The following is a 13,524-nucleotide window of genomic DNA, read 5'->3' as shown; positions in this document are numbered from 1 at the left end:
CAGCTGGTGATGGTCGGGGCTGCCGGCCAGCGGCCGGCACTACCTGTATCCGTCGAATCCTGCGTCTGGCGTCAGCTCAGCCATTCCTTGCAGCCGCTATCAACCTGATCACCACAGGCCGCCTGCATCCGCTGCTGCAGCCGCGCCAGCGTGTCCGCACCCTTGTGCTTGGCGCTCCACGCCTGCAGCTGCCCGGCCAGCCGTTCGAAGCGCTGGCGCGTGCGCTGGTGGTAGCCGGACGGCTGCTTGTCCAGCTCAGCGATCAAGGCCTCGGTGGCCTGCTCGATACGCGGTGCATCATCGGGTGCCAGCCGCAGCAGGCCTTCCACGTACAGCACGCCCCACTGCACGCGCGTGGCAGGGCCCTGCGCGCCTTCATAGGCACGCTTCAGCCATTCCAGGGCGCCGGCGCTATCACCACGCTGCTCGGCCAGTTCGGCCAGCTCCGGCATGTAGTAGTAAGGCTGCTCGCTGCGCTTCAGCTCTGCCAGCAGCAAGGCCTCGGCGCCTGCATCATCATCGACCTGACGCAGCGCGTAGACGGCACTGCTGATGGTGGCCTGGCGCGCGTGTGCATCGGTGGCTGCGGCATCGGCGGCGGCCACGCGCTGCTTTACGCGCTGCACCAGTGCTGCCGACAGCGCGCCTTCGGGCTGCTGCTGGCGCGCCAGCGCCAACTCGGTCAACGCGCGTGACAAGGCATCGTCTGCGCGATCACCACGCGCGGCATCGGCACGTTCCAGCGCGACCAGCAACTGCTGGCCGAGGGCATTGCTGCTGGCCGGACCAGCGCTGGCCTGCTTGACCAGCCCGGCGCCGGCATACCCCAGCAACTCGCGGTTGCGACGTACCTCCGCCGGTTGTGCCAGCACCGCCTGCAACAGTTCGCGTACCTGGGTGGGCGCTGCCGTCGGTTTCTCGGCGGTAGCCAAGGCGAGCAGCGCGAAGCGACGCTGCAGCGCAGGCTCGGGTGCGGCCTTGGCCAGCTGCTGCAGCACGTCCTGGGCGCTGCGCTTGCCAGCCAGGCGGTTGGCATCCACCTCCCAGCCGTAATCGCCCAGTACCTGCCAGTCTTCGGCGCCAAGCGTGGCCGGCGTCGCCAGCGCGGTCGCAAGTGTTTCGGCGACAGCGCTGCGGCGGCTGGCGGCGACGGTCAGGGCCCGGGTCAGTTCGGCCGCGTCGTTGCCGCCGGCCACGCGGGTGATTTCGTTGCGCTGCGGGTCGAGCACGATCAGGGTCGGATAGCCGCGCACGCCGAAGCGTTCGCCCCATGCCTGCGCGCCTTCTTCGTCGCCGTCCAGGTAGACCGGCACGAATTTGCCGGTCAGTGCGATGAAGGCCGGATCCTTGAACAGCCCCGCCTTGAGCTGGTTGCACGGCGGGCACCACACCGCGCCCCAGTACAGCAGCACCGGCTTGCCACTCTCGGCGGCTTCGTTGAACGCATCATCCACATCGCCCTGGCGCCAGGCGATGGCGGAGGCCGGGGCGGTCGATGCCGCCTTCGCCGTCGGTACCGGCGCGGACGCGGGGGAGCAGGCGCTCAGGGCCGAGGCCAACAGCAACAGGGAAAGCGCGACGCGCATCGGCAGCATCTCGAAGGACAGGGTGGTGGGCCATTGTAGGAACGGTCGGGGTGCTGGCTGATGCAGTTTGCTTATGTCGCACGCGCAGCACGGCATGTGGGCGGGGTATCAGTGCGGACCAGGGGACGCAGCCACCGGAGCGGGCACCGCCAACACCAACGGCTGGTAGATCAGGCCGTGGTACTCGCCGACGTCGCCATCCAGCACGAACCCATAGTGTTCGTAGGCGGGCACCGCGTTGAGCGAGGCGCGCACGGTCATCTGCGGGCCGCGTACCTGCGGCAGCACCGACTGCAGCAGGGCACGACCGATGCCTTGCCCCTGCAGCTCCGGCGCGACGAACAGCATCGCCAGGTGCTGGCCCGCCTTCAGTTCCACCACGCCGACCACACGGCCCTCCTGTTCGGCCACCAGGATGTGGTTGTCACCCTGCAGGCGCTCGGCGAAGGCGCTGGCTGCGGCCACGTTGCCGAAGGTGGCGATGCCCTCGGCGGTAAGCATGGGCGCAACGGCTGCAGTGAAGGCCGCCATGCACACCGCGCTGATCGCGGGCAGGTCATCGACGTGGGCGGGACGGATCCTGAGCATGCGCTGTACTTCCTGTTGTGGGACGCCATCAATGCCCCACGCTAAGCTGGCGGCATGACTGATTTCAATCCTGCCCATGTACGTCTGTTTCCAGAGCAGGGCTTGAGCCTTGGCCTGATGACGCCGGTGGCCGCACACGGCCTGGCCGATCCACTGGAGGCGCGCCGCGTCGCGCGGCTGGCCGACGATCTGGGTTTTGCCGCGTTGTGGACCCGCGATGTGCCGTTGATGGTGCCGCAGGGGCCGGATGCGACCGCCAGTGCGCTGGATGATCCGTTCCTGTGGCTGGGCATGCTGGCCGCGGCGACCGAGCGCATCGTGATCGGCACTGCGGCCATCGTGCTGCCGTTGCGGCAACCGCTGCAGGTGGCGAAATCGGCGCTGACGCTGGACCGGATCAGCGGTGGACGCTTCGTGCTGGGGCTGGGTTCGGGCGATCGACCAGAAGAGTTCGCGGCCTTCGGCGAAGATCTGCAGGGCAGGGCGGGCACCTTCCGCGAGCGCTGGTCGCTGCTGCGTGCGGCGCTGTCCCCCGAACCCTCCGAGCGCGCGCCGGTGTTGCAGGCAACCGGTGGATACGACGTACTTCCTAAGCCGGCAAGGCGCGTTCCGATGCTGGTGGTCGGTACTGCGCGGCAGAGCCTGCAGTGGATCGCACGCGAGGCCGAAGGCTGGGCGACCTATCACCGCGAAGAGACCGCGCAGGAAGGGCGCATCGGTCTGTGGCAGCAGGCGCTGGCCCAGAGCGGCGGCGCGCCCAAGCCATTCGTGCAGTCGATGCTGCTGGACCTGCAGGCCGATCCAACTGCGCCGGCGGAGCCGCTGCCGCTGGGCCTGAAGGTGGGCCGCGATGGCCTGCGCGCGTACCTGCAACGCGTACACGCGCAGGGTGTGGCGCATGTGATGTTCAACCTGGTGGACAACGGCCGGCCGGTGGACGACGTACTGGGCGAGATCGGCGAGCACGTCCTGCCCGATACGCGTCGGTAGGTGTCCACCTTGGTGGACAGAGCTCCACCGTTCGCCGGGCATGGCCCGGCGCTACCCTCGGTGTTCGGATCGTTCGCATCTGCGTATCATTCGCATTTGATATCCAGCGCTGGAGCCCTGCGTGACCCACCGTAACCCGCTGCACCCGACCGGGCGCCTTTTCGCCGTCGTCGCCTTCATCGAGGCCATCACCTGGGCCGGGCTGCTGGCCGGCATGTGGCTCAAGTACGGCCCGCAGGCCAACGTCGCGCTGGTGAAGCTGTTCGGGCCGCTGCATGGCGTGGCGTTCCTGGTCTACGTGGCGGTGACGCTGTTTGCGGCGCTGCGCCTGCGCTGGCCATGGTGGGCAACGGGGCTGGCGTTGCTGGCTGCGATTCCGCCGCTGGTGACCCTGCCGCTGGAGTGGTGGTTCAAGCGTCGCGGCCTGCTGTCGGTACGCGCAGGGCAGTGATGCACCCGCAGGTGCGTGCCCGTTAAGCGAATGGGTATCAAATGCAAATGCGAGCCGTTATCATTTAAGGATGGCGTCGCCGCCTGACAGGGCGACGTCGCGCGGGGTGCGGATGCGCCCGGCGTTCCCTCCCTGGTTACGGTTGGTGTTCCATGCATGCACGTCCCGTGGTTCCCGGCTTGCCGGCGCTGGTGTTGGCTGCCCTGATCGGCACCATGGCGATGATGTCCTTCGTCGCCGTCATCGGCCCGGTGGTCCGCCTGCTGGGCCTGTCCGAATGGCATGCCGGTCTATCGGTGACTGCTGCAGGCGTGTTGTGGATGCTGGCCGCGCGCCCCTGGGGCCAGCTCAGCGACCGCATCGGCCGCAAGCGCGTGCTGATGCTGGCGATGAGTGCCTACACCGTGGTCTACATCGCGCTGGCGGTGTTCATCGATGTCGCGCTGCAGACAATACCGCCGGTGCTGGTCTCGGTGCTGGTGCTGGTCGGTGCGCGTGGCCTGATCGGCCTGTTCTACGCGGCTGTGCCGCCGACCGCTGCCGCGCTGATCGCCGACAAGGCACCCACCGGCCAACGTACGAAATTCCTCGCCCGTCTTGGCAGCGCCAACGCGCTGGGGATGGTGCTGGGTCCGGCTGCTGCCGGATGGCTTGCCTACAAGAACCTGCCGCTGGCGCTGTACGTGGCTGCGCTGTTGCCGCTGCTCGCGCTGGGCCTGCTGGCCTGGCGCCTGCCGGCCACGCCGCCGGTGGCAGCCGCACACAGCCGCAACCGCGTACCGCTGTCGCGCCTCGACCGGCGGCTGCGCCTGCCGCAGATGGCCGCGTTCGTGGCGATGGTGTCGGTGACCATCGCCCAGGTCACGGTCGGCTTCTTCGCCATCGACCGCTTCGGCCTGGACGCAGCCGAAGGTGCACGCATGGCCGGCATCGCACTGACTGCAGTCGGCGTGGGCCTGATCCTCGCGCAGGGGCTGGTGATGAAACTGGACGTGCATCCCCGGCGCTGGATCATCCTCGGCGCACTGATCGCAGGCATCGGCTTTGCGTCGGTGGCGGCGGTGCAGCAGACCTGGCAGTTGCCGGCGGCCTACGCGCTTGCAGCGTTCGGCATGGGCTTCGTGTTCCCCTCGTTCCAGGCGTTGGCCGCCGACGCGGTGCAGGCGCACGAACAGGGGGCGGCGGCCGGCACCGTCGCGGCGGCGCAGGGGCTGGGCATGGTGGCCGGGCCGATGCTCGGCACCCTGTTGTATCGCGGCGGCGCCAGCCTGCCTTACCTGCTGGTCGGCGTGCTGCTGCTGGTGCTGTGCGTGCTGGCAGCAGCGTATCGGATGAAGGAGACCCCATGAACGATTCCCTGATGCAGGGCGCGTGGCCGGAGGCTGCGTCGATGCTGCCCGAGCCCACCGCCGAAGCGTCGCTGTTCCTGCTGCGGCAGGCCGATCAGCAGATGCACGCGCGCGGCTGCCGCGCACCCTTGCCGACCGGTGTGCTGGCCACGCTGGCCGAGCGCGTGGCGACGTTCTTCGCGCAGCAGCGCGGTGGGCCGGGCCTGCTGGTCGGCGCGGTGCCGTTCGAGCCGCGCGCCGATGATGCGTTGTACCAGCCCGAGCGCCTGCTGCCGGCATTGCCCGTGCAGTCGCAGGCGGCGCCGGCGCTGTCCGGAGCGCTGACTGCCGAGCCCTCGGCGCAGGCGTATGCAGCGGCCGTGGCCGACGCGGTCAGCGCGATGCGCGCGCCGGACCCGGAGCTGCACAAGGTGGTACTGGCGCGCAGCCTGTTGGCGCACACGCAGCAGGCGCTGTCACCGGAAATGCTGCTGGCCCGCCTCGGCACCGATCCTTCGGTGGCGACCTACGCCGTGCCGCTGCCGGTGGACGTTGGCCAGGCGCCGGCATGGCTGGTGGGGGCGACACCGGAACTGCTGCTGCGCAAACGCAGTGCGCAGGTGCTGTCGCATCCGCTGGCCGGTTCGGCCAGGCGCAGTGCCGATCCGGTTGCGGACGAGCGCGCCGCGCAGGCGTTGCTGGCATCGGCGAAGGATCATGACGAACACCGGCATGTGGTCGAAGCTATTGTCGATGGCCTCTCGCCCTGGTGCAGTCACATCGAAGCGCAGCCTCGCCCGGTGCTGCACGCCACCGCCAGCATGTGGCATCTGGGTACGCGCATCCACGCCACGCTGAAGGACGCTGCTACGTCGGCGGCGACCCTGCTGGCCGAGCTGCATCCCACCCCGGCCGTCTGCGGTACCCCGCGGCTGCAGGCACTGCAGCGCATCCGTGCGCTGGAACCGGTGCCGCGCGGCTTCTATGCCGGTGCGGTGGGCTGGCTGGATGCACAAGGGGACGGCGACTGGTATGTGGCGATCCGCTGCGCGCGCCTGCAGGGCACCCAGCTGCGCCTGTATGCCGGCGCCGGCATCGTCGCCGACTCGCAGCCCGAGGCCGAAGTGGCCGAAACCGCCGCCAAGTTTGCTGCCCTGCTGAACGCATTGGGCGTGCAGGACCCGCTGTCCCTGATCGAGGTATCCGCATGACGCCGTCCACCGTTGATTTGCGCCTGCCGCTGCAGCAGCAATGGCCTGAAGCGCTGGTCGCGCGCTATCGGGCCGCAGGCCATTGGCGTGGCGAAACCTTCCCGGGTTTCCTGCGCGAACGCGCCGAGCGCCATGCCGATGACATCGCGGTGGTGGCTGGCGATGTGCGCCTGAGCTATGCGCAGCTCTGGCATGAGGCCGGGCGCATCGGCGCCGGGCTGCTGGCGCTGGGCCTGCAACCCGGCGAGCGCGTGCTGGTGCAGCTGGGCAATACGGCCGGTTTCATCGCAACAGTCTGTGGCCTGTTCCGCGCCGGGCTGGTGCCGGTGTACGCGCTGCCGGCACATCGCATCACCGAGCTGGCCCACTTTGCGCGCAAGGCCGAGGCCAGTGCCTACATCAGTACCGATGTCCATGAAGGCTTCGATCATCGTGGCCTGGCGCGCGCGCTGCAGGCGGAAGTGCCGGCGGTACGCCACGTGCTGATCGACGGCGATGCGGCCGAGTTCGTCGCGCTGGAATCGCTGCAGGGCGATCGCAGCCAGCTGCCGGCCGATCCAGATCCGCAGTCGGTGGCGTTCCTGCAGATCTCCGGCGGCAGCACCGGGCTGTCAAAGCTCATTCCGCGCACGCACGACGATTACATCTACTCGTTCCGCGCCAGCAACGAAATCTGTGGGATCGACCGCGACAGCGTGTACCTGGTTGCGCTGCCGGCAGCACACAATTTCCCGATGAGTTCGCCGGGTTTCTTCGGTGCGCTGTACGCCGGCGCCCGCGTGGTACTCAGCTCGGGCCCCGGCCCGGATGCGGCATTTCCGTTGATCGCGCGCGAGAAGGTGACCTGCTGTGGTCTGGTGCCGCCCCTGGCGCTGCTGTGGGCGCAGGCGGCGGCGACCAGCCGGCACGATCTGTCCAGCCTGCAGGTGCTGCAGGTCGGGGGAGCGAAGCTGGTGCCGGAAGCCGCGCGGCGGGTCATCGATGGCCTCGGTTGCACGTTGCAGCAGGTGTTCGGCATGGCCGAAGGCCTGGTCAACTACACCCGGCTGGATGACCCGCAGGACCTGGTCGTCGCCTGCCAGGGCCGGCCGATCAGCGAGGATGATGAAGTGCGCGTGGTCGACGACCACGACCAGCCCGTTGCCGAAGGCGAGGTCGGTCATCTGCTCACGCGCGGTCCGTACACCATCCGCAGTTACCACAATGACGCGGCGGCCAACGCGCGCTCGTTCACCGACGACGGCTTCTACCGCACCGGCGACCGCGTGCAGCAGCTGCCCGGCGGCTATCTGGTGGTGCAGGGCCGTGCCGGCGACCACATCAACCGGGCGGGCGAGAAGATCTCCGCCGAGGAGATCGAAGACCATCTGCTGGCCCATCCTGGCGTATTCGATGCCGCCGTGGTCTCCATTCCTGACGACTACCTGGGCGAGCGCAGCTGTGCCTTCGTGATCCAGCAGGGCGAGGCCATCAAGGCGCCGGCGCTGAAGGCGTGGATGCGCGGGCGTGGCCTGGCCGCCTTCAAGGTGCCCGACCAGATTGTTTTCGTGGAAAGTTTCGACACCACGGCGGTTGGCAAGATCAGCCGCCGCGAACTGCGCGCGCAGCTGCGCGCGCGTCATCTGCAACAGACAGGAGGAACGCGCTGATGGCGCTGCCCCGCATTACCCCGTATTCCCTGCCGACCGCTGCGGAACTGCCGCAGGCGCGAGGCGCCTGGCGCCCCCAGCGTGATCGTGTTGCCTTGCTGGTACACGACATGCAGCGCTATTTCCTCGCCGCATTCGACGCCGGCAACGCGCCGCTGCAGCCGGCGGTGGACAACATCGCGCGCCTGCTGGGACATTGCCGTACGCACGGCATTCCGGTGTTCTACACCGCCCAGCACGGCGACCAGGACCGCCGCGACCGCGGCCTGCAGGCAGACCTGTGGGGCCCGGGCATGGGCCGGCGTGCCGATCACGAGCCGATCATCGACGCACTCGCGCCGCAGCCGGGCGAGCATGTGCTGGTAAAGCACCGCTACAGCGCGTTCCAGCGCAGCAATCTGGAAACGCTGATGCGCGTGCGCGGCCGCGACCAGCTGCTGATCACCGGCGTCTACGCGCACATCGGATGCACCGCGACGGCGGTGGAGGCGTTCCAGCGTGACATCGAGACGTTCATCGCTGCCGATGCCGTGGCCGATTTCTCGCGTGCCGACCATGACCAGGCGCTGCACTGGATCGCCCGCACCTGCGGCGTACCGATGACCACCGACCAGCTGCTGGAGGCAATGTGATGAACGCGACGACCGAAACCTTGACCCTGGAGCGCATGCGCGCCGACGTCGCCCGCGTGCTGGACTGCCAAGCGGCTGACATCGGCGATGATGACAACCTGATCGATCTGGATCTGGATTCGATGCGCATGCTGGGGCTGGTGCTGGCCTGGGGCAACACCGGGCTGCCACTGGAGTTCGCGCAGCTGGCTGAACACACCACGCTGCGCCAGTGGTGGGCGGTGGTGCAGCAGCTGCAGGCCGCGCAGACGGCATGAACGGATCGCCGCTGCCGCTGACCGAGGCGCAGGCAGGGCTGTGGTTTGCCCAGCGGCTGGCACCGCAGAATCCTGCATTCAATACCGCGCACGCGGTGTGGATCGAGGGTTTGCTGGATGTGCCGGCGTTCACCGCTGCCGCCAACCAGGCCGCCGTCGAGGCCGAGGCGCTGGCGTTGCGTTTCGCCGAGGCCGAGGACGGCCAGCCCGTGCAGTGGCACGAGCCCGCGCGGGTGCCATTGCTGCAGCTGCGCGATGTCGCCGCGGCCGATGATCCGCAGCAGACGGCGCGTACGGCGATGCTTGCTGACCGCTGCAGCGCGGTCGACCCGACCCGCGACCGGCTGAGCCAGCAGGTGCTGTTCGACCTGGGTGGCCAGCGCTGGGCCTGGTACCTGCGCGTGCATCACCTGGCCACCGATGGCTATGGCATGGCGCTGTTCACTGACCGCGTCTGCGCCCTGTATGCGGGCCGCACCGGTAGTGCGCTGCCAGGGTTGGCGGGCGTGCTGGCCGATGATGCCAGCTACCGCAGTGATGCGCGCCGCGACGTCGACCGGCAGTGGTGGTTGCAGGCGCTGCAGGGCGCCCCGGCCTCCACCGGCCTGGCCGGCACCGCCGCGGCCAGTGACGATGCACTGCGCTGGGTGCAGCCGGTGGACCCCGCATTGCGCGAGCGCCTGCTGCAGGTCTCGGCATCGTGGCTGCAGCCGTGGCCGGATGTGCTTGCCGCGTTGGCCGCCGAGTATGTGCGTCGCATGAGTGCGTCCGAGGAAGTCGTGCTCGGGGTGCCGTACATGGCGCGGCTTGGCAACGCGGCGGCGCGGGTGCCGGCGATGGTGATGAACGTGCTGCCGCTGCGGGTAGCGGGCGGCGAGGGCGGCGTCGAGGAATTCTGCCGGCGCATCGGGCGCCAGCTCAGCCAGAGCCGCAAGCATGGGCGCTACCGTGGCGAACAGCTGCGTCGTGACCTCGGCCTGGTCGGTGCACAGCACCGTCTGCATGGGCCGTTGATCAACGTACAGCCGTTCTACAAGCCGCTGGCGCTGCCGGGTGTGCAGGCCTCACTGGAAGTGCTGAGCACCGGCCCGGTTGACGACCTCACACTGGGCTTCCGTGGCGATGGACAGACCCTGCTGGATCTGGAGATTGAAGCAAACCCGGCCCTGTATGGCCTGGATGACATGAAGGCGCATGCCCGGCGGCTGCTGCATTTCGTGTCGGCCGCGCTGCTGGCCGAAGACATCGCGACGGTGCCACTGGCCACGCCGGAAGAAACGAAGCAGGTCGTGCATGGTTTCAATGCCGCCACGCATGCGCTGCCTGACACGACCCTGGTCGAACTGCTGCAGCAGGGCATGGACCGCGATCCGTCGGCAGCGGCGCTGGTGTTCGGCGATACGACGCTGGACCATGCTGCGCTGGAGGCGCGCAGCTTCGCCCTGGCCGCGCAGCTACGCTCGCTGGGCGTGGGCCCGGGCACGGTCGTTGCCGTAGCGCTGCCGCGTTCGCTGGAACTGGTGATTGCGTTGCTGGCGGTGCTGCGTGCAGGCGGCGCGTACCTGCCACTGGACCTTGCCCATCCCGCGGAGCGCCTGGCGCGCATCCTGGCGTCGGCGCAGCCGGTCTGCGTATTGGCAGAGGCCAGCGTGCAATCCCGTCTTTCAGATGTGCCGGTGCTGCCGCCGGAGCAGTGGACCGACGTGAGCTTTGCCGCACCCTGGCCGGGCCCGATGGGCGACGATGCGGCCTATGTGATCTATACCTCCGGTTCGACCGGCGAGCCCAAGGGCGTGGTGATCGAACACCGCGCCATCGTCAATCGCCTGCTGTGGATGCGCGAGCACTATGGCATTGGTGCCGACGACCGGATTCTGCAGAAGACCCCGGCAACGTTCGACGTATCGGTCTGGGAATTCTTCCTGCCACTGCTGTGCGGCGCGACGCTGGTGTTGGCCGGGCCGGACGCACACCGCGACCCGACCGAGCTGGCGCGATTGATCCGCGTCCATGGTGTCACCACCGCACATTTCGTACCGTCGATGCTGGATGCGTTCCTGGCTGCACCGGCCTCACAGGACCTGCGGCTGCGGCGCGTGTTCACCAGTGGCGAGGCGCTGGATGCCGCACTGCGCGACCGCTTCCATGCGCGGGTACATGCCGAACTGCACAACCTCTACGGGCCGACCGAAGCGGCAGTGGATGTGAGCTGGTGGCCGGCGTCGGCCGATGACCGCTCGCGCCCGGTGCCGATCGGTTTCCCGGTCTGGAACACCCGCCTGTATGTGCTGGACGCACGGATGCAGCCCGTGCCGGTGGGCGTGGCCGGTGACCTGTACCTCGGCGGTGTGCAGTTGGCACGCGGCTATCTCGGCCGCCACGACCTGACGGCCGAGCGCTTCCTGGCGGATCCGTTCCTGCCGGGTGAGCGCATCTATCGCACCGGCGACGTGGCACGCTGGCGGGGCGACGGTGCTGTCGAGTACCTGGGGCGCAGCGACCATCAGGTAAAGCTGCGCGGCCTGCGCATCGAACTTGGCGAGATTGAAGCAGCGTTGCGCGAGCTGCCTGGAATGGACCGGGTGGAAGTGCTGTTGCGCGATGATCTACCCGGCGAGGCGCGGCTGGTCGCCTATGTGCCGACGGCGCTGCTCGATGCAGCGGCGCTGCGCAGCCATCTGCTGGCGCGGGTGCCGGACTACATGGTGCCGTCTGCGTTCGTGGGCGTGGATCAGTGGCCGGTGACCGCCAATGGCAAACTGGACCGGTCTGCGCTGCCGAAACCACGGCAGCAAGAGGCCGCCGGGCAGGCGCCGCGCACGCCGCTGGAGCAGGAACTGGCCGGGCTGTTTGCACAGGCGCTGGGGCGTGAACTGCCGGTGGCGGTTGATGTGGATTTCTTCAGCATCGGAGGCGACTCCCTGTCAGCCGTGCACCTGCTGCTGGCCATCGAGCAGCGCTGGCGTTGCGAGCTGGGGCTGGGTGCGCTGTTCGCGCAACCGACCGTAGCCGCGCTGGCGGCACGCATTGCCGAGCCGCCCGCACGCGCCGATCACGCGCTGGGGCCGGTGATTGCGCTGTCGGCATCCGACGAGGCAACCGCAGCCCCCCTGTTCGTGCTGCACCCGGCAGGCGGCATTGCCTGGAACTATCGCGCACTGGCCCGGGCGCTGCAGCCAACGCGCGCGGTGTACGGGCTTCAGTCACCCGTGCTCGACCCCACGCAACCGCTGCCAGGCAGCATCGAGGCCATGGCCAACGACTATGTGCAGCGGGTGATCACGCTGCAGCCACAGGGGCCGATCCATCTGCTCGGCTGGTCGGTGGGGGGCATCCTCGCGCAGGCGATGGCCGTGCGCCTGCACGACATCGGTCGCGAGGTCGGCGAACTGGTGCTGCTCGATGCCTATCCCAGCGAATGCTGGCGTGCCGAACCGGAGCCCGACCCGATCGCGGCGCTGCGGGCGCTGTTGGCCATCGCCGGGCATGACCCGGACGCGCATCCGGAACTGGACGATCGCGAGCGCATCCTCGCCTTCCTGCGGCGCGGCGGCAGCGCGCTGGGCAGCCTGCCCGAGGTGGTGCTCGACGGCGTGGTACGGGCGGTGACCGGAACCAATCGACTGATCCGCGAACACCAGCACCGACCCTTCGTCGGAACGCTGGCGCATGTGCGGGCCGGACGCGATCATCAGGCACGGCCGCAGTTGCAGTCCGCGCTATGGAAGGCACATGCGCTGCAGGTGGATGCCATCGAGCTGCCGTTCCTGCACGCCGAACTGACCGGGCGTGATGCGGTGGCGCAGCTGGCACCGTGGTTGTCGGCGCGGCTGCAGCAGTGGGACAGGCAACAGGAGAGTGCAACATGCAGCTGACGGGTTTTGAAGGGAATGTGGCGCTGGTGACCGGCGCAGCCGGCGGTATCGGTGCGGCGCTGGTGGGGCAACTGCTGGACGCAGGGTGCCGGGTCGTGGCAACCGATCGCGAGCGACCTGCGCTGGCAGCCGACGATGGTCGCGTGCAGGCTTTCGCACTGGACGTCACCGACGGCGCGGCCGTGGACGCGCTGGTAAACCAGGTGGAAGCCACGGTGGGACCGATCATGTTGGCGGCCAGCGTGGCGGGCGTGCTGCATGTCGGTGAGGTCGTGGACACCCGTGACGCGGATTGGCGCAGGGTGTTCGCGGTCAATGCCGATGGTGTGTTCCATGTGGGCCGCGCACTGGCACGGGTGATGTCGCCGCGCCGGCAAGGTGCCATCGTGACCGTCAGTTCCAACGCGGCGGGCGTGCCACGGCATGGCATGGCCGCCTATGCCGCCTCGAAGGCGGCGGCGACGATGTTCACCCGCTGTCTGGGCCTGGAGCTTGCACCGTTGGGCATCCGCTGCAACATCGTTGCGCCGGGCTCCACGCTGACCCCGATGCAGACCGGCATGTGGGAAGACGAGCAGGGCGCGGCACGGGTGATCGCCGGCAATCCGGCCACCTACAAGGCGGGCATCCCCTTGCGCAAGCTGGCCACGCCGGAGGACATCGCACAGGCAGTGATGTTCCTGCTGTCCGAGCAGGCCGGGCACGTGGCGATGAGTGACCTGTACGTGGATGGTGGCGCCACGCTGCGCGGGTGACGGGGCCGGGCACACCGCCGGGCGGGGTTCATGGGTTGCCGGCCAGCGGCCGGCACTACCATGGGGCAGGCGCGATGGGCTTGTGCGTTGCCGTGGGTTGCCGGCCAGCGGCCGGCACTACCACCGGTCGGACGTGACGGGCTTTTGCGTTGGGTAGTGCCTGTCTCTTTTCCACATCTCCGAGCCCACGAGACTTATACAC

General features: G+C 68.8%; 11 protein-coding genes. 9 read left to right on the top strand and 2 right to left on the bottom strand.

What is annotated here, in order from left to right; all coding sequences use genetic code 11:
• Positions 1-71: 71 nt before the first annotated feature.
• Positions 72-1,595 carry a thioredoxin fold domain-containing protein gene (locus AC3WTC_RS20030; protein ID WP_492712386.1) on the bottom strand — a complete coding sequence of 508 codons (1,524 nt, stop codon included), beginning with the start codon at positions 1,593-1,595 and terminating at the stop codon, positions 72-74.
• Positions 1,596-1,694: 99 nt separating this feature from the next.
• Positions 1,695-2,174, bottom strand: a complete 480-nt coding sequence (locus tag AC3WTC_RS20025) for a GNAT family N-acetyltransferase (protein ID WP_492712385.1) — start codon at positions 2,172-2,174, stop codon at positions 1,695-1,697.
• 54 nt (positions 2,175-2,228) lie between these two features.
• Here AC3WTC_RS20025 and AC3WTC_RS20020 point away from each other — a divergent pair, with 54 nt between their 5' ends.
• The 9 genes from AC3WTC_RS20020 (at position 2,229) to AC3WTC_RS19980 (ending at position 13,322) form a co-directional block, all read left to right on the top strand.
• The gene (locus AC3WTC_RS20020; protein WP_492712383.1) at positions 2,229-3,164 is read left to right on the top strand and encodes a TIGR03571 family LLM class oxidoreductase; all 936 of its coding nucleotides are present in this window, start codon (positions 2,229-2,231) and stop codon (positions 3,162-3,164) included.
• Between the two features lie 121 nt (positions 3,165-3,285).
• Positions 3,286-3,615: a DUF3817 domain-containing protein gene (locus tag AC3WTC_RS20015; protein ID WP_223485807.1), complete on the top strand. Its 330-nt coding sequence runs from the start codon at positions 3,286-3,288 to the stop codon at positions 3,613-3,615.
• 152 nt (positions 3,616-3,767) lie between these two features.
• The gene (locus tag AC3WTC_RS20010) at positions 3,768-4,964 is read left to right on the top strand and encodes an MFS transporter (protein WP_336028973.1); all 1,197 of its coding nucleotides are present in this window, start codon (positions 3,768-3,770) and stop codon (positions 4,962-4,964) included.
• On the top strand, positions 4,961-6,154 hold the full coding sequence (locus tag AC3WTC_RS20005; RefSeq protein WP_492712381.1) for an isochorismate synthase: 1,194 nt from the start codon (positions 4,961-4,963) through the stop codon (positions 6,152-6,154). The genes AC3WTC_RS20010 and AC3WTC_RS20005 overlap by 4 nt, the downstream gene beginning before the upstream one ends.
• Complete coding sequence (locus tag AC3WTC_RS20000) at positions 6,151-7,803, top strand: (2,3-dihydroxybenzoyl)adenylate synthase (RefSeq protein ID WP_492712379.1); 1,653 nt, start codon at positions 6,151-6,153, stop codon at positions 7,801-7,803. Before AC3WTC_RS20005 ends, AC3WTC_RS20000 begins: the two co-directional genes overlap by 4 nt.
• Positions 7,803-8,435: an isochorismatase family protein gene (locus tag AC3WTC_RS19995; RefSeq protein ID WP_025878587.1), complete on the top strand. Its 633-nt coding sequence runs from the start codon at positions 7,803-7,805 to the stop codon at positions 8,433-8,435. Before AC3WTC_RS20000 ends, AC3WTC_RS19995 begins: the two co-directional genes overlap by 1 nt.
• Positions 8,435-8,692 (top strand): phosphopantetheine-binding protein, encoded by a 258-nt coding sequence (locus AC3WTC_RS19990; protein WP_100436432.1) that lies wholly within the window; start codon positions 8,435-8,437, stop codon positions 8,690-8,692. Before AC3WTC_RS19995 ends, AC3WTC_RS19990 begins: the two co-directional genes overlap by 1 nt.
• Positions 8,689-12,567 carry an amino acid adenylation domain-containing protein gene (locus AC3WTC_RS19985; RefSeq protein WP_492712378.1) on the top strand — a complete coding sequence of 1,293 codons (3,879 nt, stop codon included), beginning with the start codon at positions 8,689-8,691 and terminating at the stop codon, positions 12,565-12,567. Before AC3WTC_RS19990 ends, AC3WTC_RS19985 begins: the two co-directional genes overlap by 4 nt.
• On the top strand, positions 12,558-13,322 hold the full coding sequence (locus AC3WTC_RS19980) for a 2,3-dihydro-2,3-dihydroxybenzoate dehydrogenase (RefSeq protein ID WP_032975332.1): 765 nt from the start codon (positions 12,558-12,560) through the stop codon (positions 13,320-13,322). The genes AC3WTC_RS19985 and AC3WTC_RS19980 overlap by 10 nt, the downstream gene beginning before the upstream one ends.
• Positions 13,323-13,524 lie beyond the last annotated feature (202 nt).

Source organism: Stenotrophomonas sp. FW305-C-20-S1 (genome assembly GCF_058783335.1).
Note: the sequence above shows the minus strand (reverse complement) of the source record. Positions and strands in the feature narration are given on the sequence as shown.